The sequence below is a fragment of the Flavobacterium sp. LC2016-12 genome, assembly GCF_015351595.1.
In the GTDB taxonomy this organism is placed as follows: domain Bacteria; phylum Bacteroidota; class Bacteroidia; order Flavobacteriales; family Flavobacteriaceae; genus Flavobacterium.
Genome location: NZ_JADKPT010000012.1, coordinates 38,715 through 63,226, shown reverse-complemented (window position 1 = coordinate 63,226; position 24,512 = coordinate 38,715). Strand labels below are relative to the sequence as shown.

The following is a 24,512-nucleotide window of genomic DNA, read 5'->3' as shown; positions in this document are numbered from 1 at the left end:
AAAACATTCGTAGTATATTCTAAACTAGAACGTTGCAGCTTTTTTTACCGACAAGGTATAAAAAAAGGCGATACTAAAAAAGTAATCGCCTTATGTATGTTTATACAAACATTATTTTTTGTGTCTAGGCTCGCTAGAAACAGTTAATTTATGTCTTCCTTTTGCTCTTCTACGCGCCAGAACTTTTCTTCCATTCGCAGAAGCCATTCTGTCCATAAATCCGTGCTTATTTCTTCTTTTTCTTTTCGATGGTTGAAACGTTCTTTTGCTCATTGCTTTGTATCTTTAAAATGGTATCTAATATCTCTTTTCTGTTTTTGAATATCGTTATTCTAAAACCGAGTGCAAATATACAAAGACTTTTTTTTCTGGCAAGTACTTTAATAAAAATATTTTTAATTCATTTTACTATATTTGCAAGCACAAATATACATCTATTATGTTTAACAAAAATATTAAGCTTATTTTGGCCGGACTTCTTGTAGTTGCTGGCGTTTGGCAATTTACGGAGAGTAATATCGGGAATGGAATCTTCCTTATATTATTGACGGCAATTCCTATTTTTCTTTATTTCAAAAACGAATTTATCCTTTTAGCCTTCCTAAAATTAAGAAAACAAGATTTCGAAGGAGCTAAAAACTGGCTGGCATACATCAAAAATCCGGAATCGGTATTAGTTAGAAAACAACAAGGATATTTTAATTACCTACATGGAATCATGTTATCTCAGACTAATATCAATCAGGCTGAGAAACATTTTAAAAAAGCAATCGAACTTGGTTTATCTATGGATATGGATTTAGCAGTAGCAAAATTAAACCTTGCGGGAGTTGCAATGTCACGCAGAAGAAAATTGGAAGCTACTAATTTATTGAATGAAGCTAAGAAATTAGACAAACAAGGCATGCTGAAAGAACAAATCACAATGATGAAAGAGCAAATGAAGAAAATCTAAACTTCTTTAAATTATAATCCCGAAGCCTCGGGATAAAATCCCAAATTCCAATTAATGGTATTTGGGATTTTTTTTATTTTAGATTTTTGAGTTTAGATTTTAGATTTTTTGAAACAAGGACGCGAGTGCTAGCGAACAAACGAAACTATTTTAAATTAAATATTAATAATTAGGAGCCATTCCTGCTATCCGCTTGTATCTTTTATGGCGAACCCCGCCATAAAAGGATACCGCTTCTATCAGGGCTAGGACACTCATTTTCAAAAGAAGATTTACCTCCTTCAACTATTAATTCTTATTTTTTTGTCAATTTTGACCCAAGAGAGACTTGAGCGATAGCGACATGCGAAGCAAATCACACTAGAAGCTACGCAATCAAAATCGTCAATCTTTGTCAAGCCACCCGTGTGATTTCTCCCTTCGGTCGAAATGACAATATTGCGTATAATCTTTGTCAAAGTTTTAAACTTTGACAAAGATCTCATAACGATGATCGTTTGGAATTTGGAATTTGGGATTTAAAAATTGGAATTTTACAAACTTCTAATCCTCCAATATAATCGAAGGCAAATTCTCATTCAGCCATTTATATTTATTGAGAATCATAACATGCGTACCGCCTTTTACAATAATACAGCTCTTAATATACTTTATAGGAAAAACATCATCCTTATCTCCATGAATATGAATTACGTTTTCATCACGCTGATTTCTATCCCATAAAATTACATTTTCAACAGCCCATTGCAAGTAATTAAGATCTCGCATCGCCAAAAACTTTTCGTACAGCTTAATACGTTTATTGATTTTTTCTCCAAAAGAATATTTCGCAAGATTTTCGATATTCAAAATTAACTTCATCGGAATCAACTTATACGCTTTTGTAGTTTTTCCAATTTTCATTCTTCTTGGAAATTCCGTATTACTTCTAACACTCGAAATAATGATAATTTTCCGAACCTGAATATGTTTCGCCATTTCCTGAACCAGAATTCCACCAAAAGAAACACCAATCAAAACCGGATTTTCATGTTTGATGTTTTTAGTAATTCGCAGTGCATAATCAGATAACGATTCTTTAGGGTGCGGAATCTCCCACTCCAACAAACACATTTCAAAAACAGCTTCATCTAATTTAATTCTTTCAAAAATACTTGAGCTGGCAGCTAAACCAGGCATAAAATATACAGGAATTTTACTCATTTGCCGGAAAAGGAATTTTAATTACAGATTTCAATTTCAAGTTAAATTTACTTTTTTTACTAATATGCACAGCAAATCTTACACCATAATTCAATATTAAAACAAATAAAATTACAAAAGCACGACCATAACCGCACTTGAAAAAATAATTTTATATTGAAAATCAAATGATTACCTTTGTATGCCAAATAATTCACATTCAATCTTCTTCAAAAGAATTTTGAACAAATTAAAACCCGAATCTATATTAACATTTTTAACCTACAAAAACATGTCAAATTATGGAACCTATTGAAACAATTATGGAAATCAAAGACAACACTTTTGCAAGACAATTTGAGACCATAACCCCTGAAGGACTAATTTCTGTTGAGTATTCGTTTCAGGAAAAGAAAATTTTCTTAACCAAGATCAACACTCCTGAAGGTTTTGAAAATCAAGAATTGATTAATGCATTACTAAAAAGCATCATGGAAATTGTGATCGAAAAAAAATTCAAACTAATGCCAATTCATCCAAAAATTGTACTTTTTATCAAGAAAAACCCAAAGTACAAAGAATTGCTTCCTCCGGGAATTAGAATTTAAATTTCGCGATTTTTTTTCCACCAAATAAAAAAGCACAAGAATTAACTTGTGCTTTTTCGTTTTTTATAAAGATTGAAAAATTATTTTTCGATTTCTCTCATAGAATCCATTTTTTTATGCGCCAAGAAACCGGCAACATCTTCAAAATGCTCTTTCACTCTTTTATTTCCAAACTCAAAAACTTTAGTTGCCAACCCGTCAAGGAAATCACGGTCGTGAGAAACCAAGATCAATGTCCCATCAAAATCACGTAACGCATCTTTAATAATATCCTTAGTTTTCATGTCTAAGTGATTTGAAGGCTCATCCAGAATTAATAAGTTAACTGGCTCCAACAATAATTTAATCATTGCCAAACGCGTTTTCTCTCCACCGGAAAGCACTTTTACTTTCTTGGTAATATCATCACCCTGAAACATAAATGCTCCTAAAATATTTTTGATCTGTGTACGAATATCTCCAACCGCAATAGCATCAATAGTTTCAAAAATCGTAGCATTTTCATCTAACAATGAAGCTTGATTTTGAGCAAAATATCCAATTTGAGAATTGTGACCAATATCTACACTTCCTTCATCGATACCAATTTCTTTCATGATCGCTTTGATCATAGTCGATTTTCCCTCACCATTCTTACCTACGAAAGCTACCTTTTGCCCTCTTTCAATAACAATATTAGCATCTTTAAAAACAACATGATCTCCGTACGATTTAGACAAATCTTTTACAACCACAGGATATTGTCCTGAACGTGCTGCTGGCGGGAATTTCAATTTTAATGCAGAATTATCTACTTCATCAACTTGTACAATAACAAGCTTCTCCAACATCTTAACACGAGACTGAACTGCATCTGTTTTAGAGAATGTCCCTTTAAAACGATCAATAAACGCTCTGTTATCAGCAATCATTTTTTGTTGCTCATCGTAAGCTTTTTGTTGATGAATACGACGATCTTTTCTTAATTCTAAGTAGTGAGAATATTTGGCTTTATAATCATAAATTCTTCCCATTGTAACCTCAATAGTACGATTTGTAATATTATCTACAAACGCTCTATCGTGCGAAATCACCACAACAGCCTTAGCCTGATTTAATAAAAATTCTTCTAACCACTGAATACTTTCGATATCCATGTGATTCGTTGGCTCATCCAGCAAAATTAAATCTGGTTTTTGCAATAGGATTTTCGCAAGCTCGATACGCATTCTCCATCCACCTGAAAATTCAGAAGTCTGACGCGTAAAATCTTCACGTTCAAAACCTAAACCAACTAAAATTTTCTCAACTTCAGCTTCGTAATTTACTTCTTCGATCGCATAATATTTCTCACTTAAGTCAGAAACTCTTTCGATCAATTTCATGTATTCATCACTTTCATAATCAGTACGAACCGTTAATTGTTCGTTGATTTCATCGATTTCAGCTTTCATTTTAAAAATCTCACCAAAAGCTTTTGATGCTTCTTCCATTACAGTCGAACCATCTTTAGTCAATAAATGCTGAGGCAAATAGGCCACTACAGCATCTTTTGGAGTTGAGATACTTCCGGTAGAAGGTTTGCTTTGACCAGCAATTATTTTTAGAAGTGTCGATTTTCCCGCACCATTTTTACCCATAAGGGCAATTTTATCATTTTCATTTATAGCAAAAGAAACATCGCTAAATAATGTAGTTCCACCAAACTGAACCGAAATATCGTTAACTGTAATCATTTAGATTTTTAGATTTTAGACTGCTTAGATTATTAAACTTCTTAGCAAGCGTTTTTTTGAAGGTGCAAAGATAGATTAATTAGATAATTTGGCAATTAGATAATTAGATAATTATCCTTAAAGTCGAAAAGCTTTTTAAACATAAAAAAACTCCGCAAAGCATATAAACTTTGCGGAGCAAATATTTTCAATTATCTAATTGACACATTGACTCATTATCTAATTAAATTAATCTTTTCTCCATTTTTTTGTTTCCTGAAAAATATGCTCCAGGATCGCAGATTCCGTTTCGTCGAATTCAATATTTCTGCGTCCCATAACCAATTTTGCCGTTTCAAAAGCTTTTTTGGTTACGTAAGTTGTAAACCCTGCAGCTCCACCCCAGGAAAAACTCGGAACAAAATTGCGAGGAAAACCGCTTCCAAAAATATTAGCGCTCACTCCTACTACAGTCCCAGTATTAAACATCGTATTGATTCCGCATTTACTATGATCTCCCATCATCAAACCGCAAAACTGAAGTCCGGTTTTAGCAAAACCTTCTGTTTCGTAACTCCACAACTTTACTTCTTCGTAATTATTTTTAAGGTTCGAATTATTACTATCTGCTCCAATATTACACCATTCACCCAGAACTGAATCCCCTAAAAATCCATCATGACCTTTATTTGAATTAGCAAAAAGAACTGAATTTTTTACTTCACCACCAATTCTTGATCCCGGACCAACAGTTGTCGCGCCATAAACTTTAGCATTCAGCTTTACTTGCGCATTTTCGCATAAAGCAAAAGGGCCGCGAATTACCGTTCCTTCCATAATTTCGGTATTCTTACCTATATATATAGGCCCGTTTGAAGCATTCAGCGTTACAAACTCCAATTTTGCACCTTCTTCAATAAAAATATTTTCCGGAGCAATAACATTTACACTTTTTGGGATTGACTGAGATTTTCTATCTTCTGTTAAGAAAGCAAAATCAGCACGAATGGCAGCATCATTTTTTGAGAAAATATCCCAGGTATGTTCAACTGTCAAACAATCATCGTTATATTGAATAATTTCATACGAATCGAAATCAACTTCTTCCTGGTTTTCTGTTGCAAAAAAAGCAATTACATCTTCTCCTTTAAAGATTGCCTGATTTTCTTTTAAATCTGAAACCATTTCAGCAAGCGTATCATTTGGTAAATACGCCGCATTTATCATCACATTTTCCTCCATTTCCACCATCGGAAACTTGACAGATAAGTAATCTTCAGTAATAGTTGTTATGGTTGAGCCCAAACGCGCTTCCCATTTTTGACGAATCGTCATAATTCCGATTAAAATATCAGCCACTGGCCTTGTAAAAGTAAAAGGCAATAAAGCATTCCGGACTGGACCGTCAAAAAGAATATAATTCATAAATAAAAAAATTTGGTACTTGTTAAAATCTTGATTTGGTTATCGAGGTCAAAGTTACAAATATTTTATTGGTTTAAATAAATGACACATTTACTAAATCAACACCAAAATTGAGAATAGCGCATAAAAAAAGCCTTCCGATTGGAAGGCTTTTGTATGAATAAAAACAGTTATTAGTTTTTAACGTGTTTTGCATATTTAGTTTTGAATTTATCAATACGTCCTGCAGTATCGATAAGTTTAGATTTACCAGTATAAAAAGGGTGAGATGTTCTAGAAATCTCCATTTTTACAACTGGATACTCAACTCCGTCAACTTCAATTGTTTCTCTTGTATCTGCAGTAGATTTAGTAATAAAAACTTCGTCATTTGACATGTCTTTAAATGCAACTAATCTGTAATTTTCTGGGTGGATTCCTTTTTTCATCTTTTCTTTTATTTATTGTTTAGAGTATTTTTATTTTGAAGCTTTTCCATGGTTAGAAAAAGGTGTAAACAAAGGCTACTCTTTTTTGTTTAAAAATTTAATTATTTTTGAGTGTGCAAATTTACAATTCTTTTTTAATAAACAAACATTTAGCTCATTTTTTTTAGTAAAATTCAAAAAGCTTTTTTTATCCCCGATTATATTGGGAATTGCTATATTTGTGGATTAATTTTAAAACATATAGAAATATGATTAATGAAGTTATAAAAAAGAACGGGATTACTTACGGTGTAATAATTGGAATTGCATCTGCTTTAATAACTGCTACCATATATGCGGTTGATTTAAATTTGTTCACAGCATGGTGGATGGGATTGTTAGGAATCGCTATTAGTTTAACTATTTCTATCATTTTGCTTTCTAAAACAAAGAAAGAGTTAAATGGCGTTTTTAGCTTTAAAGAAGCTTTTACAACTTATTTTATTGCTGCAGTAATCGGGATTCTGATTTCTACTTTTTTTAATATTATTCTATTTAATGTTATTGACCCAGGCGCGAAAGACACTTTAAGCGAATTAATGATTAAATATACCGTTGGGATGATGCAAAAATTTGGAACTCCAGCATCAGCCATTAACGAAACTATTGCCAAAATGAAACTAAGCAATCCATATTCGACTTTAGAATTATTGAAAGGGTCTGTTTTTGCAATTGTAATCAGTGCCATTTTTGGTTTAATTTTCGCAGCATTTTTCAAAAGCAAAACTACACAAGAATAAAAAAATAAATGAATTTATCTATACTTATACCGCTTCTAAACGAGGAGGAATCACTTCAAGAACTCTATTCGTGGATTATTAAAGTGATGCAATCTAACAATTACTCTTATGAAATCATTTTTGTAGATGATGGAAGTACGGATGATTCTTGGAATATTATTGAAAGTTTTTCAAACGAGAACCCGAATGTAAAAGGAGTTCGTTTCATGAAGAATTTTGGAAAATCGCAGGCTTTGCACGCTGGTTTCGCCAAAGCAAAAGGTGATGTTATCATTACCATGGATGCCGATTTGCAGGATAGTCCGGACGAAATTCCAGGATTATACGAAATGATTACCAAAGAAAAATTTGATTTGGTTTCAGGCTGGAAAAAGAAACGCTACGATTCTGTTGTGGCAAAAAATCTTCCTTCAAAATTATTTAACTGGGCTGCCCGAAAAACTTCAGGAGTTGAATTGAATGATTTTAACTGTGGCTTAAAAGCTTACAAAAATACGGTTGTAAAGAACATCGAAGTATCTGGCGAGATGCACCGATACATCCCGGTTTTAGCAAAAAATGCCGGCTTTAATAAAATTGGAGAAAAAGTTGTAATTCACCAAGCTCGCAAATATGGTGAAACGAAATTCGGGATGGATCGTTTTATTAACGGTTTCCTGGATTTGATAACTATTTGGTTTTTGTCAAGATTTGGAAAACGACCGATGCACTTATTTGGTTTATTAGGATCCATTATGTTTATGATTGGATTTTTATTAGCTTTATACTTAGGAATAGACAAATTGTTTATTCATAAAACCAGCCGTTTAATTACTGAAAGACCGCATTTTTATTTATCAATAACATCGATGATAATAGGTACACAATTGTTTTTGGCAGGTTTTCTTGGCGAAATTATTTTACGTACCAAAAGCAACGAAGCACGTTACAAGGTTGCCAGAGAGGTTAATTTTTAACATAAACGCCTAGCCCTGATGGGAACGGCATCCTTTTGTGTCCGCCACGGCGGAAGCAAAAGATATAGTGGACAGCAGGATCAGCTCCTGAAAATTATTATTATTTAAATATAAAAAGATACGAATGATGAATATAGCACCTAATATATTGAATGCTGTAAACGAATGGTTGACTCCAACATTTGATAAAGAAACACAAGCGGCAGTTAAAGAATTAATGACAACGTCGCCTAAGGAACTTGAAGAGAGTTTCTACAAAAATCTTGAATTTGGAACTGGTGGAATGCGTGGTGTTATGGGCGTTGGAAACAACAGAATTAACAAATATACGCTAGGAAAAAACACTCAGGGTTTGTCTGATTATATACATGAAGTTTTCCCAAACCAACCTTTAAAGGTTGTTATTGCTTATGATTGTCGTCATAACAGTAATACTTTAGCGAAAGTTGTAGCAGATGTATTTTCTGCAAATGGAATCCAGGTTTATTTATTCTCAGATTTGCGACCAACTCCGGAATTGTCTTTTGCACTTAAATATTTAGGCTGTCAGTGTGGAATTGTATTAACAGCTTCACATAATCCACCGGAATATAATGGATATAAAGTATACTGGGAAGATGGTGGACAAATTGTACCTCCGCAAGATGCTGCTATTATTAACGTAATTGAAAATTTAGGCTATGACAAAATTAAGTTTGACGCAAACGAAAGCCTAATTAAATATATTGATACTGAAATCGACAAGGCTTTTGTGAAATCATCTATTGAAAATGCAAGTTTCAATACTCCGGCTGAAGCAAAAGATAATTTACAGATTGTTTTTACATCATTACACGGAACTTCAATAAAATCTATTCCTGATACATTATCGCAGGCAGGTTACAAAAACGTACATATTGTACCGGAACAAGCTATCCCTGATGGTGATTTCCCAACAGTAAAATCACCAAATCCAGAAGAGCCGGAAGCTTTGACTATGGCTTTAGCATTAGCTGATAAAACAAATTCAGATATCGTTGTTGGAACAGATCCTGATTGCGACCGTCTTGGTGTTGCCGTTAGAAATAATGATGGCAAAATGATTTTATTGAACGGAAATCAAACCATGGTTTTAATGACTTCTTTCTTGTTGAAACAATGGAAAAAAGCTGGAAAAATTAATGGAAAACAATTCGTGGGTTCTACAATTGTATCCACTCCAATGATAATGGAATTGGCAACAAGTTATGGTGTAGAATGCAAAGTGGGTTTGACCGGTTTTAAATGGATTGCTAAAATGATTAAAGATTTCCCTGAACTTCAATTTATTGGAGGCGGTGAAGAAAGCTTTGGTTTTATGGTTGGCGATGCTGTTAGAGATAAAGATGCCGTTGCTGCTACCTTATTGATTTGTGAAGTTGCTGCTCAGGCAAAAGCTGCAGGAAGCAGTGTTTATAAAGAACTTTTACAACTTTATGTTGAAAATGGTTTTTACAAAGAATATTTGGTTTCATTGACCAAAAAAGGAATGGAAGGTTTAGAAGAAATCAATCAGATGATGATTGATTTACGCCAAAACCCTTTGAAAGAAATCAGTGGTCAAAGAGTAATTATGGTTGAAGATTACGACTCATCAGTTGCATTAAATCTATTGACTGGTGAAGAATCCGTAATGGATATTCCGAAATCGAATGTATTAATATATTATACTGAAGACGGATCTAAAATTTGTGCAAGACCAAGTGGTACTGAACCAAAAATCAAATTCTACATTAGTGTTAATGCAGAATTAGATTCAGTTGAAAATTTTGATGCAGCTGAAAGTTTCTTAGATCAAAAAATAGAAAATATCATTGCAGGAATGCAGTTGAAATAAAAAGACAAAAATACCTTTTCAATCAAACCCGGCATTGTTTCAAATAAACTGTCGGGTTTTAATGGTAAAATAACGACCCATAATGAGTAATTTCAAAAAAATAGTTCCTTTTATATATCCTTATAAAAAATACGCATTCTTAAACATCTTTTTTAATGTTTTGTATGCACTTTTCAGCACTCTATCTTTTGTTGCTTTAATACCAATGCTTCAGGTGTTATTTGACCAAACAAAGGCAAGAAAAGTAAAACCAGTATATCAGGGAATTTTAAAACTCCAGCAATATGGCGAGGATTATTTGAGCTATTATATCACTACAACAAAAGGCAATCATGATCCGGGCTACATTTTATCTATAATGGTAGCGATTATAATTTCAATCTTCTTATTAAAAAACTTAGCAGATTATTTAGCTATGTTTTTCATCACTTTTTTGCGAAATGGTGTTTTAAAAGATATGCGAAATGCGTTGTATAAAAAAACACTGGAACTTCCGTTAGCTTTTTATTCTGAGAAAAGAAAAGGAGATGTTATTTCCAGAATATCTGCTGATGTCAATGAGGTTCAAAACTCATTTTTAGCCATATTGGAACTTATTGTAAAAGAACCTTTAACTATAGTTTTTACCATAACAACAATGCTAATTATTAGCACCAAACTAACGCTGTTTGTTTTTATTTTTATTCCTGTATCAGGCTACATTATTTCATTAATTGGAAAACAACTTAAAAAACAATCGACTAAAGCACAGCAAGAACAAGGTACTTTTTTATCTACTATTGAAGAAACTATTGGGGGATTGAAAGTCGTAAAAGGATATAATTCTGAAAACTACTTTAATACAGTTTTTCAAAATTCAACTGAACGTTTTTTTACTTTATCTAATAGCATTGGGAATCGCCAGAATTTAGCTTCTCCTGCAAGTGAATTTATGGGAATTACCGTTATTGCCATTTTATTATGGTACGGAGGACAAATGGTTTTGATCGACAAAACGCTGAGCGGCCCTTCATTTATTGCCTATATGGGATTAGCTTATAATATTCTAACACCTGCAAAAGCAATTTCTAAAGCTTCTTACGGAGTAAAAAGAGGAAACGCAGCTGCTGAACGTGTTCTTGAAATTTTAGATCAGGAAAACCCAATTGTTTCAAAACCTGATGCAATCGAAAAAACAACTTTTGACAGTAATATAAACATTCAGAAAATTAATTTTAAGTATGAAGAGGAAACGGTTCTGAAAGACTTTTCACTTGAAATTAAAAAAGGCCAAACTGTTGCTTTGGTTGGACAGTCCGGAAGTGGAAAAAGTACTATTGCAAACTTACTTACCCGTTTTTATGATGTGAATGACGGAACGATTTCGATTGATGGAATCAACATCAAAGACATGAATTTACAATCACTGCGTAGTTTAATGGGATTGGTTACACAAGACAGCATTCTATTTAATGACACCATCAAAGCTAATATCGCTTTAGGAAAATTAGACGCTACTGATGATGAAATTATTGAAGCTTTAAAAATTGCAAATGCTTTTGAATTTGTAAAAGATCTTCCTTTAGGAATTTACACTAATATTGGTGACAGCGGAAACAAACTTTCAGGTGGACAAAAACAACGTTTATCTATTGCCAGGGCGGTATTAAAAAATCCTCCAATTATGATTTTAGACGAAGCTACATCTGCACTGGATACCGAAAGCGAAAAATTTGTTCAGGTTGCTTTGGAGAATATGATGCAAAACAGAACTTCTATTGTAATTGCACACAGACTTTCAACCATTCAAAAAGCAGACGTGATCATTGTAATGCAAAAAGGAAAAATCGTTGAACAAGGAACACACGACGAATTAATAGCGCATAACGGCACTTATAACAAATTAGTTACTATGCAATCTTTCGAGTCTTAAGATTTAAATAAAGATCTTATTCATACAGACACAGATTAAGGAAATATTAAAACTATATTTAATTTCTTTAATCTGTGTTTAATTTTCTAACTTTAGGTAGATTATTTAATTTTCTAAAAATGTATCTTAATAATCCAAACATAAAACTTCCTGACGACCCCGATACTATTGTCTGGAAATACCTTGACCTATCTAAATTTCTTGATTTACTACTTTCGAAAAAGTTATTCATGTCCCGTTCTGATAAATTCGAAGATCAGTATGAGGGCACGTTTAGTGAACCTACTTTTGAAGAGATCAAGAAACTAGCCATTGATAATCCCGACTTTTTAAAATATTACAAAACACAGCGCGAACAAGTTGCTATTAGCAGTTGGCATATCAATGAATACGAATCGTTTGCCATGTGGCAAATTTTTACGCAAAACAGTGAAGGTTTAGCAATTCAGTCGACAATTGGAAGATTACAAAAAGCGGTAAAACCAGAAAACAATTTTGATCAATATATTGGTGAAGTAAATTATATAGACTACAGAAAAGAATACATTCCGTTTGACGATTTGTTCTTTCCGTTTTTATTTAAACGAAAAAGCTTTCAGTACGAACGTGAAGTTCGAATTCTAACTGACACGTCAAAAAGCACTATAAAACTAAACGACGGTTTGAAAATAAATGTTGACATCAATCAATTGATTGAAAAGATATACATTCATCCAAAATCTGAAAACTGGTATAAAAAACTCGTTATTGAATTGGTAGAACGCCTGGGATTTGGTTTTGAAATAGAAAAATCAGATTTGGAAAGCGATATTTTGATCTAATTAAAACATTATCTATAAACTGGACTGAAGTCCAGCCCTACAAAATTTATTGAGCCTAGCGGCTCTTTATCAAAATAAAAAAGCCATTAAAAATTTTACTTTAATGGCTTTTTATAATATTTTCAATCTAAAATCTAAAATCAACAATCTAAGATTCTAGATCGGTTTATAATTTTTAACTTCCCATTTTTTAGACATTAAATCAATGTAGTTGTAATGCAACACATCGTTTTTATCGAATTGTCCATTTTGGTTGGTATCTTCAATAGTTCTAAAATAAATGCGATTTTTAGATTCGATCAAATTCCAATCTACTAATTCCTGAAGATCAGGCGAAACTTTAGTGAAATTCTCTCCGCTTATATCACTTAAATACAAAGTTTTAATATCACCTGTGTCTATTTTCCCATCTTTATTCGTATCAGAATCCGTTAAAGTATAGACCATAATTTTATTTATAGTACGATCTGCAACTGTTTTTAAATAAGTAGCAGTTAAGATTAAAACAGGCTTATCAGAAAGAGGACGAATAGAATCGGAGTCTACTCTTTGAAATTTCAGGTTTTGTAAATAACCAGTTATTTCAAATTCTCCTAAATTTGAAATAGTAAAACTCACATCATTCACACTAGAAGAACCATAACGTGCTTTTGTTCCTTTTTCAAAAACCCTTAGATCTCCAACAGGATGAATTAAATAATTCGTTCCCTCCATCTGAATAGGCAAGTCTGCCACTTCAATTTGTGTAGAATCGGTTTTAGTTAACACTTTTGCCTTATTTGAAGCATCATAAATTACTTTCGGTTTCTGAGCATCATCTTTACAACTCACTACTGTTCCGATGATTACTAAGGCGATATATTTTAGATAGTTTTTCATTTATGCTAATTATATTGGAATATCAAATATAGTATTTTTGATTGTATTATTTATTGTTATTGAATTTTCTCAAAATGACAATATAATCTCATTTTTAAAACGCAAGAAACTCTTTTCTTATTGCCGAAGTTTATTTTTAACTTCACTTATTTCTCTATAACCTGGCATTAATTTTCACATTAAAAACTCTCGAAGTCATATAATTTGGAATCGCGTATTGGTTTTTAGAATACACATCACGAACCCATGTATTGGTAATTGCGTTTTGATTATTGAAAAGGTTGAAAATTTCAAATCCAACGGATAATTCTTTAAAACCTTTTAACCAATTTGCTTTAGCGGTTTTGGTACTGGCATCAACGAAAACTTTAGCAAAACCAACATCTGCCCTTCTGTAATCGTTTAATCTGTTTTGATACAAATACGGATCTGAATAGGCTGGCGCACCGCCTGGCAGGCCAGTATTGTACACTAAATTCAGATACAATTTTACACTTGGAATATTCGGCATATAATCCTGAAACAACATGGCAAATTTTAACCGCTGGTCTGTTGGTCTGGCAATGTAACCTCTATTTTCGTAGTTCTCTTCGGTTTTCAAATAACCAAAACTAACCCACGATTCGGTTCCCGGAACAAATTCTCCATTCAATCTAAAATCTAAACCTTGTGCATATGCAGTTGCATTGTTATTGGCGATATATCGAATTCGAACATTGTCGATCGAATATACATTCACATCAGAAAGTGATTTATAATAGACTTCCGTCACCCATTTAAAAGGGCGATCCCACATTTTAAAGTTATAATCATTACTCAAAACGATATGAACTGATTCTTGCGCTTTCACATTAGGATTCACTACTCCATTTACATCGCGAAGCTCTCGATAAAAAGGTGGCTGATAATAAATCCCTCCTGCGAGTCTGAAAACCATATCCATGTCCCAATCCGGTTTTATAGCAAATTGTGCACGCGGACTAAAAACGGTCTGATTTTTACCTTCAACAGCTGCTCCGGATACATTCCAACTTTGAAAACGCGCTCCAACATGATACCAAACCTGATTTGAACCAATTGCAGTTTTCTGATTCCATTGCGCATAACCTGCAAGTCTGTTTACCGTATTAAAATTTGTTGCACGAATATCCTGATAAGGCAAAAGTGGTCCGGTATACGACTGATACGGCTGATTATTTTTGGGCAAAATAATCAAAGGTGGATTTATAGAAAATCCGGCCGAATCAATTACTTCCCACTCCACAACTCTGTCACGAATAGATTCTCTGGTATATTTTAAACCAAATTCTAGCTGACTGTCATTTTTCCATTCCTTAAATCCTTTGATTTCAATATTTGCAATTAAGGCATCCAGATCATTTCGGGCGTGATTGAGCTGAGAACCAATTCCTCTCGTAAAATCAATTGCCTCCGGTTCTCCTTCATCCGTAACATTACCTAAACGATATTGCGCCAAAATATCAAAGTGTTCCTGTTCTTTTGTATGAAATAACGAACCTATCAACTTTAAAGTAAAATCAGGAGTAACTTTATAAGTAGTTTTCAGTGCTCCAAAATAAGTATCATATTGATCTTTTTCCTGTCCTTCATAATAGACATTCAGCTCCATTGGCTGGTCTATTGTTCCGAATCTCGTTTCGCGGGTCAAAGGCTGGTACAAATATTTATTCTGAGAAATATTTCCTAAAAAACTCATTTGCCATTTTTTAGAAATATCATAGGTAATATTCGTTTGAACATCAGCAAAAGTTGGCGTATAATTTGTTTCAGTATCCTGGCTATTCACCAGCAAACTATTGTTTCGATAACGAATTCCGGTTACGGCTGACCATTTTTTATTTTTAGAAACCAAATCAACCGCTGCACTTGCCCCAAGTAAACTAGCTTCAAAAGCAGCGCCAAACTGAGTTGGTTTTCTATAAGTAATGTCTAAGACAGATGATAATTTATCTCCAAATTTAGCTTCAAATCCTCCGGCAGAGAAATCTACATTCTGTACCAAATCAGTATTTGTAAAACTTAAACCTTCTTGTTGACCGGAACGAATTAAAAACGGACGATAGACTTCGACTTCATTTACGTAAACTAAATTCTCATCATAATTACCACCACGAACTGCATATTGTGTGCTCAATTCGTTATTAGAATTTACTCCAGGCAACGTTTTTAGAATATTTTCTATACCGGCATTTGCTCCTGGAATCTTTTTGATCGTTGCAACATCAATTGTCGTAATTCCCTGAACTCGTTTTTTATTTTTAGAAGATACGAACACCTCGCCCATTTGTTCTTCAGAATTACTCATAACAGGATTAAAAACGAAAACTTCGTTCGGTTTTAAATTCACCGTCAGGCTCATCATTTTTAAAGAAATATGAGTAAAAATCAGTGATATTTTTTTATTGGAAGGAATTTCAATTTCAAAAAAACCATTTGAATCTGACTGGGCAGCATTCACTAAAGCTGTAATATTTACATCTGAAACCGGACGATTTTCCTGATCTAAAATAATACCTTTTACATGTGCATTCTGAGCAAATGAAACACAACTGCTTAGAAAAAGGAAAACAAATATTAATTGACGATAGCTCAAATGTTGTGGTTTTATTTTTGTTGGCTTCTAAAAAAACGAGTTTCAAAGATAGCAGAATTACCCACATTATCAATCACTTCAATTTTTAAATCATTTTCTCCTTCCGCTAATAAAGCATCATCAAACTTGTGGGTTATTTTTCTGGTTTTGTTATCATATTCAAACAAAACCCAATCTCCGTTTAAATATCCGTTATAGGATTTAATTCCGGACGAACTATCACTTATTGTAAACTGAATTGTTTTATCGCTGACCGATTTACCCTCAATTGGTTTTGCGATTTTAATAACCGGCGCAATTGTATCGAGTACCAAGCCAAATTGTCCTAAAGTTTTGGATTTGGCTGTAAAAACATCATTTTTTCTTGTAGTTGCATTATAACTACCGCTTCTTCCTATAAAAACTTTATCCCGTAACGCTTCTGAATAAGTACTGTCTTTTATTGTAATTGTAAAATTGGAATGAACCGGAACTACGTCATCATGAATATAAATTTTGTTATTCTTTACATCAAAATTCAGATTGAAATCATCATAAAAAGTTCCTGCCGGAAAAAATACCGACATATTATCCTTTTCAAAATTGTAATCTTTATTGACTTTTATAAAATATTTTGAAGTTTCAGGGACCTCGTTTATGATTGGAGTTGCTGCATCAAATTCAATTGGAATCGTAATGGCGCTTAAATTTCCAAAATAATCCGAAACTTCAATACGATATGTTGAAGCTAAATTCGGCTCGACCGGAATAATTCCACGAAGCGAATCGGTTTTTATAATACTTAATGCAAAAGGTGTTTTCATAAAAAGCTTTTGCACGCGCTGGCCTGATTTTTTATATCTGCCATAATCGATCAAAGCATTTATATAACGCATTTCATCAAACGAATACGTATTAAACTTATAATTGTAATTTGGATCTCCGTTAACGAAAGTCGACACATTAAAAACGCCATTTCTATTTCCGGAAACATTATCGAAATCAACAGCATTGATTCCGAAACCAATTTTTCCATTAGCTTTTACTTTACTTGCGAGATAAGTTCCGTCTTTCTGAAGCGCAAGATTTAACAACAAGGGTTGTTTCGATTGATTCACCGTTGTGTTATCCATCGGATAAACGTACAAACTCGAAATGGTTGGTTTTTTAGTGTCATTTATATTTTTATCGTATCCAAAGAACATTGGATTAATAACAAATTCCGATTTTGTATCTCTAATTTCAAAATGCAGGTGCGGTCCTTCAGAGGAGCCCGTATTACCCGAAAGTGCAATTAACTGCCCTTTTGTAACCGGTAATTCTCCCGGTTTTGGAAACATTTCAATTTCAAATGCTTTTTCTTTGTAGTGTGTTTTCTGAACATACTCCTGAATGGCTCCAAGTGTAGTTTGCAAATGTCCGTATACGGAAGTGTATCCGTTTGGATGTGTGATATAAATACATTTTCCGTTACCAAAAGTCGAAATTTTGATTCTTGACACATATCCTTCAGCAATTGCATAAACATTTAAACCTTCCCTTTGATTCGTTTTTAAATCAAAGCCGGCATGAAAATGATTTGGTCTCAACTCCCCAAAATTCCCCGAAAGCTGCATCGGAATATCAAGTGGCGGAGCAAAATAATCTGTAGGATATTGCGTCTGGGCAAAAATAAATTGGCAAAATAAAAGGGTAAGTATTGAAAATCTCATAAGGAACATTTTTGCTAAGATAAAAAAATAACAGGCGAAATCCGACGATAATTAAGACAAAAATACAATTGATTGAATTTCATTTATTTGTCTATTTTTAATGCAAAAAAATCGATAAAAAATTGCATTAATAAAAAGGAATACTAACTTTGTATGATTAAGTAATGAATAGGATTTATAATGAGTGTAATTGCAGAAATAATTGATACTCTTGAATATAAAGTCGAAAAGCTTTTTGAAAAATCAAAAGGCCTGGAGAAAAACAATCAGGAATTACGATTACAATTAGCCAAAGCTGCGCAAATCATCCAGAAACAATCTGAAGAAATGGAGGCTTTGAAAAAGCAGTATGACACACTTAAAATAGCCAATTCGTTGCTCGGCAGCGACAATAACAAGAGAGAGACAAAGCTTAAAATAAATTCATTAATTCGCGAAATTGATTACTGTATAGCGCAATTATCAGATTAGAAAAACATGGACGGAAAGCTTAGAATTAAAATATCAATTGCAGACCGCGTTTACCCCTTAACGGTTGAACCTGTTCAGGAAGAAGGACTTAGAAGTGCTTCTAAGAAAATTGATGCTATGATAAAGCAATTCGAAGAAAGTTACGCGGTTCGTGACAAACAAGATGTATTGGCTATGTGTGCACTACAATTTGCATCACAGGTTGAACAAAAACAAATTGACAACGCGATTGATGGCGAAGAAACCATCGAAAGAATTAAAAGATTAAATTCGCTATTAGATCAATATCTCGAAAATTAAACGTTCTTTACAGAAACTAAGATACTGCCTACATTAGTTCACAATTGGTAAACTCAACACTAACAAATTAAAGTGAGTGAATCGTCGCTACTATAGTACGTCCCGATTTTATTGGGAAAACTTGAACAGTGAGTTAGCTCAAAACTTGTCTTTACGAGTTTATTCAAGCAATTAATGTAGGCTTTTTTTATATATAAATTTAAACAAACATGGACATCATAACGATCATCATTTCAGGTATAATAGGTATTGCAGCAGGTTTTGGAATAGCTAAAATTATCGAAAAAAGTAATATTTCTAATCTTATTAAAAACGCAAAAAAAGAAGCTTCTTCCATTTTAAAAGATGCTAATTTAGAAGCAGAAAATATTAAAAAAGATAAAATCCTTCAGGCAAAAGAACGTTTTATCGAATTAAAATCAGAGCACGAACAGGTTATTTTAGCAAGAGACAAGAAAGTTGCTGAAGTAGAAAAAAGAGTTCGCGATAAAGAATCACAAATATCAAATGAACTTTCTAAGGCTAAGAAAGTAAACGATGATTTTGAAGCTAAAACATTAGAATACACTAATAAAATTGATGTTTTAGACAAAAAACAAGCGGAGGTTGATAAATTACACAAAAGCCAATTACAGCAATTAGAAGTAATTTCAGGGCTTTCTGCAGAAGAAGCAAAAGAACAGTTAGTGGAAGGTTTAAAAGCCGAAGCCAAGAGTAAAGCTATGTCTCATATTCAGGACACAATTGAAGAGGCTAAACTTACTGCACAGCAAGAAGCTAAAAAGATTATCATCAACACCATTCAAAGAGTTGGAACAGAAGAAGCAGTAGAGAATTGCGTTTCTGTATTTAACATTGAGTCTGATGATGTAAAAGGTAGAATTATTGGTCGTGAAGGACGTAACATTAGAGCTCTTGAAGCTGCAACCGGAGTTGAAATCATTGTTGATGATACACCGGAAGCTATCATTCTTTCTTGTTTTGATCCTGTTCGTAGAGAAATCGCACGTTTGTCATTGCACAAATTAGTAACTGACGGACGTATTCACCCGGCCAGAATTGAAGAAGTTGTTGCTAAAACAGCTAAACAAATTGATGATGAAATTATTGAAGTAGGTAAACGTACTGTAATTGACTTAGGAATTCACGGATTACACCCTGAATTAATTAAAGTTGTGGGAAGAATGAAATACCGTTCTTCTTACGGACAAAACTTACTACAACACTCAAGAGAAGTTTCTAAACTTTGTGGTATCATGGCAGCCGAATTAGGCTTAAATGTAAAACTAGCTAAAAGAGCTGGTTTACTTCACGATATTGGTAAAGTGCCAGACACTGAAAGTGATTTACCACACGCTTTATTAGGTATGCAATGGGCAGAAAAATATGGCGAGAAAGAAGAAGTTTGTAACGCGATTGGAGCTCACCACGATGAGATCGAAATGAAATCATTGTTATCTCCGATTATTCAGGTTTGTGATGCTATTTCAGGTGCAAGACCAGGTGCAAGACGTCAAGTTTTAGATTCTTATATCCAACGTTTGAAAGATCTTGAAGAAGTAGCTTACGGATTTACAGGTGTGAAAAATGCTTACGCAATTCAGGCCGGTAGAGAACTTCGTGTAATTGTAGAAAGCGAAAAAGTTTCTGATGATAATGCAGCAAACTTATCTTTCGAGATTTCACAAAAAATCCAAACAGAAATGACTTATCCAGGTCAGGTTAAAGTAACAGTTATTAGAGAAACAAGAGCCGTTAATATCGCGAAGTAATCTCCATTCTTTATAAAAACAATAAAGGCTATCTTGAAAAAGATAGCCTTTATTGTTTTTATACTAAATTTCAACTCTTATAGATCGCCGAATACAATTTTAAAACTTGTCCCCACTCCTACTTCACTTTCAACCGAAATAGTTCCTTTCATCGCTTCTATTTGATTTCTGGTAATATACAAGCCAATTCCGCGTGCTTCTTCGTGCTTATGAAAGGTTTTATACATTCCGAATAAAAGATCGCCATGAATGGCTAAATCGATACCTAAACCATTATCTGTAATCTTTAATGATTTTTGACCTTCCTGCTCAATACCGAAATCGAATACAACAATTGGATCGCGATCCGGATGAGCATATTTTATAGCATTCGTTGTAAAATTTAGTAAAACACTTTCAAGATAAGCGGGATTAAAATTAATAGTCAAATAATTCGGGACATTATTTACAATTACAACATTCTTTTGCTTGTCATATCCTTTTATCGTGGTGATTGTTTTTTCGATATATTCACAAAGTTTCAATGGCACAACGGCAATATTAATATTACTTTGTGTTTTTACGATTTGTGTCAAATTTGAAATAGTGTCATTCAAATCATTAGAAACTGTCCTTAAATGCACTAACATTTCATCGACAGTTTGTTTATCAACATCGGCATCAATAAAGTCTAAAATTGATTTAATATTTCCGGCCTGCGTATTTAAGTTATGAGAAACGATATGTGAAAAATTCAACAAACGACTGTTCTGGTCGCTGTATAATTTCATCGTTTTTATAATCTCTAACTCTTTTTCTTTCTGCAAAGAAACATCTGTATGCGTTCCTAACACACGCAATGGTTTTCCGTTTTCATCACGTTTAATCACCTTTCCACGATCGAGAATCCATTTGTAATTACCACTCGAAGTCATTACACGATGGTAGTTTTCGTAATAAGGTATTTTATTATCAAAATGCTCCTGTATATCAGAATAATATTTTGGAAGATCATCCGGATGAACAATTTTATCCCAACGTTCGGGATCATCAAAGATATCTGTAGACTCTAACTCCAGAATTTTAAGGGACAATGAAGAATAAAAAACACTATTAGTTACCATATCCCAATCCCAAACACCAACCGTCGAGGCATCAAGGGCAAATTGAAATCGTTCTTCGGAAATACGCAATTTTTCTTCCTTATCTTTAAGCTCGGTAATATCAGAAACGTGCCCGAAAAAGCTAACGCTATCAGCAATTGACTTTTCTGTTTTTGAGGAGATTTTAAACCAGCGCAAGCCTTTTTTTGGTAAGACAGCTCTAAACTCTATTTCCCAAGGCTTTACTTCCCTGCGTGCTTTTACCAAAGATTGAAAAAAAAGTTCTCTGTCAGAAGGGAAAATTCTGTCGTATATAAGAAGCTTAATATCATTTGTAAATTCCTTAGCAGAAATTTCAAAAATAGCATCAGCTGATTTACTTATAAGTGGAAAAGTATAATTATTGTCTCTGTCTATTACAAACTGAAAAAGCAAATCGGGCATTTCAGCTAATAATTTTTTATAAAAATTATTAATCTCTAAGCAATCATCATTTTCATATAAATCAAAAACCATATAGTAACTTTTATGTAAATTGACCGATTAAAACCAAAAAAATGCAGTTCGTCGATTTTATCTGCATTTAATAGAATTTATCATACAATATATTAATTTTTGAGATAAAAACAGAGTCTCTTCAAAAAAAATTACTTCCTTGGATGAAAAGAATGCATTACTTCTTTTAAAAAACTTCTGTCCAAATGCACATAAATTTCAGTAGTTGTTATTGATTCGTGACCAAGCATTAATTGAATTGATCTTAGATCGGCACCATTTTCCAGAAGATGCGTTGCAAAAGAATGACGAAGCGTATGGGGACTGATATTTTTTTTAAGACCGACTTTTACTGCCAAATCTTTTATGATGGTAAAAATCATTGCACGAGTTAACTGATTTCCTCTTCTGTTCAAAAACAGAGTATCTTCACAGCCTTTTTTAATAGTTAGATTTCCTCTAATTTCGTTCTGATAAATTTGAATGTATTTTTGTGTCAACTTCCCAATTGGTACAAAACGTTCTTTATTTCCTTTACCTGTAATTTTTATAAATCCTTCATCAAAAAACAAATCAGAAATTTTGAGAGAAACGAGTTCCGAAACCCGAAGTCCACAACCGTATAAAGTTTCCAACATAGCACGGTTTCGTTCGCCTTCATTTGAGCTCAAATCGATTGCCGCTATAAGTGAGTCAATTTCCTGAACCGCCAATGTATCTGGTAATTTACGACCTGTTTTTGGCGTTTCAATTAATTCTAAAGGATTGTCATTTCTATAATCCTCAAAAACTAAATAGTTAAAAAAACTTTTTAATCCTGAAATAATACGCGCCTGAGAACGCGGATTTAACTCCTTAGAAACATGGTAAATAAACTGCTGAATTGTTTCATCGGTAATTTTTAATGGCGAAACCTCCATTTTATTTCCATCTAAAAAAAGACAAAGTCGTTCAATATCAAAACCATAATTTTCGATGGTATTTTTAGACAAACCTCTTTCGATTCGCAAATACGATTGATAATCTTTTATATATCTGTTCCAGCTCATATTTACAAAGTAAGTGATTTTTAGGCATAAAAAAACCTTCCTGGATTGGGAAGGTTTTAAAAAATATCATAATTATAGATTAGAATTTATATGCCGCAGTTAAAGCTAAAACATTGTTAGTATGTCCGCCATCATAAAAACCAAAACCATCAATATCATCATTATTTGCATACTCGTAAACATCTGACAAACCAATAGTATAACGAATACCTACAGAGAAATTATCTGTAAAATTATATCCTGCTCCTAAATTAAAACCTAGATCAATTGAATTTTCGTTAGAAATATTTTTACTAGAAACTAAAAATCCAAGTTGTGGCCCAGCTTCAACAGTAAATTCTTTTGTAATATAATATTTAGCCAATACGGGAATATTGATGTAGTTCAAATTTATTTTAAAATCTCGCGCACCATCGTATTCAAATTTTGCTCCCTGAGCAGAAAATAATAGTTCTGGTTGAATGAAAAATTTTTTCCAAACATTGATTTCAGCAAAACCACCAACTTGAAAACCTATTAAAGCACTAGCCTTAGCCTCCTCAGCACCTCCAATAGTTGCAATATTAAGACCTCCTTTTACTCCAAACCGAGTTTTTTGGGCGTTAGCAAATCCAAATACCAGTACTGAAATAGCAACTAAAAAAATTCTTTTCATTATTTATTTTATTTTGGGTTAAAATTAAAAAGTCAAATATAAAAATTTACTTAATAAAAAATAATTTGCTTTTTTATAATAATGTAACTACGACAAAAAATCACAGGTATGAAAAATGAAATAAAAAACAAATAAAAAACCTCCCTGAATCAGGAAGGTTTTTACAATATCTATTTATGCTATCTTAGAATTTATATCCCAAAGTCAAAGCTAAAACACTGTTTTTTGGACTATCAAAATATTCATCTGCATCATCAACTTCATAATCAAGGACATTAGATAAACCAACAGTATAACGAAGATTCACAGAAACATTATCTGTAAAATTATAACCAGCACCAAAATTAAAACCGGTATCCATTGATTTAAAATCATCTTTAATATCTTCGCCTTCAGCTTTCGCAGATACTAAAAATCCTAATTGCGGCCCACCCTCAACTGTAAATTGTTTTGTTATATAAAATTTAGCCAAAACAGGAATATTTATATAATTTAATTTCTCATCATAATCCCCAAAAGGAGTATCAAGATTAGCACCTTGCATAGAAAATAAAACCTCTGGTTGAATCGCCAATCTTTCAATAACTTTAATCTCAGCGAAACCTCCAATTTGAAAACCTACTAAAGAATTAGCATCCCAGTAATCTCCTCCGGAATATGTCGTTATGTTAAGCCCCCCTTTTATTCCAAACCTTGTTTTTTGTGCATTTGTAACTCCAAATGCCATTAATGCAATAGTAATTAAAAAAATTCTTTTCATTTTTTATCTGATTTTGGGTTAAAATTAATACACCAAATATAAAAATATACTTAATAAAAAATAATTTGTTTTTTATTAATAATGTTATTATTATAAAACATCACACTATAAACCGAAAATAAAAAAACC

Annotated in this window: 22 protein-coding genes; 10 read left to right on the top strand and 12 right to left on the bottom strand. The window is 32.9% G+C overall.

The window, feature by feature from the left end:
- Positions 1-111 precede the first annotated feature (111 nt).
- Positions 112-273, bottom strand: coding sequence for a 50S ribosomal protein L34 (rpmH, locus tag IRZ99_RS17065; protein ID WP_008464848.1), 162 nt, complete (start codon positions 271-273; stop codon positions 112-114).
- Positions 274-439: 166 nt separating this feature from the next.
- On the opposite strand from rpmH, the gene IRZ99_RS17060 reads away from it, so the two are divergent.
- Complete coding sequence (locus tag IRZ99_RS17060) at positions 440-955, top strand: DUF2892 domain-containing protein (protein ID WP_194658406.1); 516 nt, start codon at positions 440-442, stop codon at positions 953-955.
- Between the two features lie 543 nt (positions 956-1,498).
- Here IRZ99_RS17060 and IRZ99_RS17055 read toward each other — a convergent pair.
- Positions 1,499-2,158 carry an alpha/beta hydrolase gene (locus IRZ99_RS17055; RefSeq protein ID WP_194658405.1) on the bottom strand — a complete coding sequence of 220 codons (660 nt, stop codon included), beginning with the start codon at positions 2,156-2,158 and terminating at the stop codon, positions 1,499-1,501.
- Between the two features lie 302 nt (positions 2,159-2,460).
- Between IRZ99_RS17055 and IRZ99_RS17050 the strand changes: the two genes are divergently transcribed.
- Complete coding sequence (locus tag IRZ99_RS17050) at positions 2,461-2,745, top strand: GNAT family N-acetyltransferase (protein ID WP_074659696.1); 285 nt, start codon at positions 2,461-2,463, stop codon at positions 2,743-2,745.
- An 80-nt stretch (positions 2,746-2,825) separates the two neighbouring features.
- Here the strand turns inward: IRZ99_RS17050 and IRZ99_RS17045 are convergent, their stop codons facing one another.
- The 3 genes from IRZ99_RS17045 to IRZ99_RS17035 all read right to left on the bottom strand — a co-directional run bounded on the left by IRZ99_RS17045 (position 2,826) and on the right by IRZ99_RS17035 (position 6,292).
- Positions 2,826-4,460: an ABC-F family ATP-binding cassette domain-containing protein gene (locus IRZ99_RS17045; RefSeq protein ID WP_194658404.1), complete on the bottom strand. Its 1,635-nt coding sequence runs from the start codon at positions 4,458-4,460 to the stop codon at positions 2,826-2,828.
- A gap of 228 nt (positions 4,461-4,688) precedes the next feature.
- Complete coding sequence (locus tag IRZ99_RS17040; protein WP_194658403.1) at positions 4,689-5,864, bottom strand: GlmU family protein; 1,176 nt, start codon at positions 5,862-5,864, stop codon at positions 4,689-4,691.
- 173 nt (positions 5,865-6,037) lie between these two features.
- Positions 6,038-6,292 carry a type B 50S ribosomal protein L31 gene (locus tag IRZ99_RS17035; RefSeq protein WP_026984106.1) on the bottom strand — a complete coding sequence of 85 codons (255 nt, stop codon included), beginning with the start codon at positions 6,290-6,292 and terminating at the stop codon, positions 6,038-6,040.
- 248 nt (positions 6,293-6,540) lie between these two features.
- On the opposite strand from IRZ99_RS17035, the gene IRZ99_RS17030 reads away from it, so the two are divergent.
- The 5 genes from IRZ99_RS17030 (at position 6,541) to IRZ99_RS17010 (ending at position 12,615) form a co-directional block, all read left to right on the top strand.
- A complete protein-coding gene (locus tag IRZ99_RS17030) occupies positions 6,541-7,071 on the top strand; it encodes a DUF4199 domain-containing protein (protein ID WP_194658402.1) in 531 nt (176 codons plus the stop codon).
- A gap of 8 nt (positions 7,072-7,079) precedes the next feature.
- A complete protein-coding gene (locus tag IRZ99_RS17025) occupies positions 7,080-8,027 on the top strand; it encodes a glycosyltransferase family 2 protein (protein WP_194658401.1) in 948 nt (315 codons plus the stop codon).
- Positions 8,028-8,154: 127 nt separating this feature from the next.
- Entirely contained in the window at positions 8,155-9,882 is a 1,728-nt protein-coding gene (locus IRZ99_RS17020) for a phospho-sugar mutase (RefSeq protein WP_194658492.1), read from the top strand.
- Positions 9,883-9,964: 82 nt separating this feature from the next.
- Positions 9,965-11,794, top strand: coding sequence for an ABC transporter ATP-binding protein (locus tag IRZ99_RS17015; protein ID WP_194658400.1), 1,830 nt, complete (start codon positions 9,965-9,967; stop codon positions 11,792-11,794).
- Between the two features lie 119 nt (positions 11,795-11,913).
- Complete coding sequence (locus IRZ99_RS17010; RefSeq protein ID WP_194658399.1) at positions 11,914-12,615, top strand: DUF2971 domain-containing protein; 702 nt, start codon at positions 11,914-11,916, stop codon at positions 12,613-12,615.
- A 156-nt stretch (positions 12,616-12,771) separates the two neighbouring features.
- Here IRZ99_RS17010 and IRZ99_RS17005 read toward each other — a convergent pair whose 3' ends face one another.
- From IRZ99_RS17005 to IRZ99_RS16995, 3 genes are all read right to left on the bottom strand, one after another.
- Positions 12,772-13,494, bottom strand: a complete 723-nt coding sequence (locus IRZ99_RS17005) for a hypothetical protein (RefSeq protein ID WP_194658398.1) — start codon at positions 13,492-13,494, stop codon at positions 12,772-12,774.
- Positions 13,495-13,648: 154 nt separating this feature from the next.
- Positions 13,649-16,108: a TonB-dependent receptor gene (locus IRZ99_RS17000; protein ID WP_194658397.1), complete on the bottom strand. Its 2,460-nt coding sequence runs from the start codon at positions 16,106-16,108 to the stop codon at positions 13,649-13,651.
- 11 nt (positions 16,109-16,119) lie between these two features.
- Positions 16,120-17,799 carry a M23 family metallopeptidase gene (locus tag IRZ99_RS16995; RefSeq protein WP_194658396.1) on the bottom strand — a complete coding sequence of 560 codons (1,680 nt, stop codon included), beginning with the start codon at positions 17,797-17,799 and terminating at the stop codon, positions 16,120-16,122.
- A gap of 180 nt (positions 17,800-17,979) precedes the next feature.
- On the opposite strand from IRZ99_RS16995, the gene IRZ99_RS16990 reads away from it, so the two are divergent.
- From IRZ99_RS16990 to rny, 3 genes are all read left to right on the top strand, one after another.
- The gene (locus IRZ99_RS16990; RefSeq protein WP_026984115.1) at positions 17,980-18,270 is read left to right on the top strand and encodes a hypothetical protein; all 291 of its coding nucleotides are present in this window, start codon (positions 17,980-17,982) and stop codon (positions 18,268-18,270) included.
- Positions 18,271-18,276: 6 nt separating this feature from the next.
- Positions 18,277-18,570: a cell division protein ZapA gene (locus IRZ99_RS16985; RefSeq protein ID WP_026984116.1), complete on the top strand. Its 294-nt coding sequence runs from the start codon at positions 18,277-18,279 to the stop codon at positions 18,568-18,570.
- A gap of 209 nt (positions 18,571-18,779) precedes the next feature.
- Positions 18,780-20,342 (top strand): ribonuclease Y, encoded by a 1,563-nt coding sequence (gene rny, locus IRZ99_RS16980; RefSeq protein WP_194658395.1) that lies wholly within the window; start codon positions 18,780-18,782, stop codon positions 20,340-20,342.
- A gap of 77 nt (positions 20,343-20,419) precedes the next feature.
- On the opposite strand, the gene IRZ99_RS16975 is transcribed toward rny, so the two are convergent.
- From IRZ99_RS16975 to IRZ99_RS16960, 4 genes are all read right to left on the bottom strand, one after another.
- Positions 20,420-21,940: a PAS domain-containing sensor histidine kinase gene (locus IRZ99_RS16975; RefSeq protein WP_194658394.1), complete on the bottom strand. Its 1,521-nt coding sequence runs from the start codon at positions 21,938-21,940 to the stop codon at positions 20,420-20,422.
- Positions 21,941-22,071: 131 nt separating this feature from the next.
- Positions 22,072-22,968, bottom strand: a complete 897-nt coding sequence (gene xerD, locus IRZ99_RS16970; RefSeq protein WP_194658393.1) for a site-specific tyrosine recombinase XerD — start codon at positions 22,966-22,968, stop codon at positions 22,072-22,074.
- A gap of 79 nt (positions 22,969-23,047) precedes the next feature.
- Positions 23,048-23,623, bottom strand: a complete 576-nt coding sequence (locus tag IRZ99_RS16965) for a porin family protein (RefSeq protein WP_194658392.1) — start codon at positions 23,621-23,623, stop codon at positions 23,048-23,050.
- Between the two features lie 184 nt (positions 23,624-23,807).
- Complete coding sequence (locus tag IRZ99_RS16960; RefSeq protein ID WP_194658391.1) at positions 23,808-24,383, bottom strand: porin family protein; 576 nt, start codon at positions 24,381-24,383, stop codon at positions 23,808-23,810.
- Between the last annotated feature and the right edge of the window lie 129 nt (positions 24,384-24,512).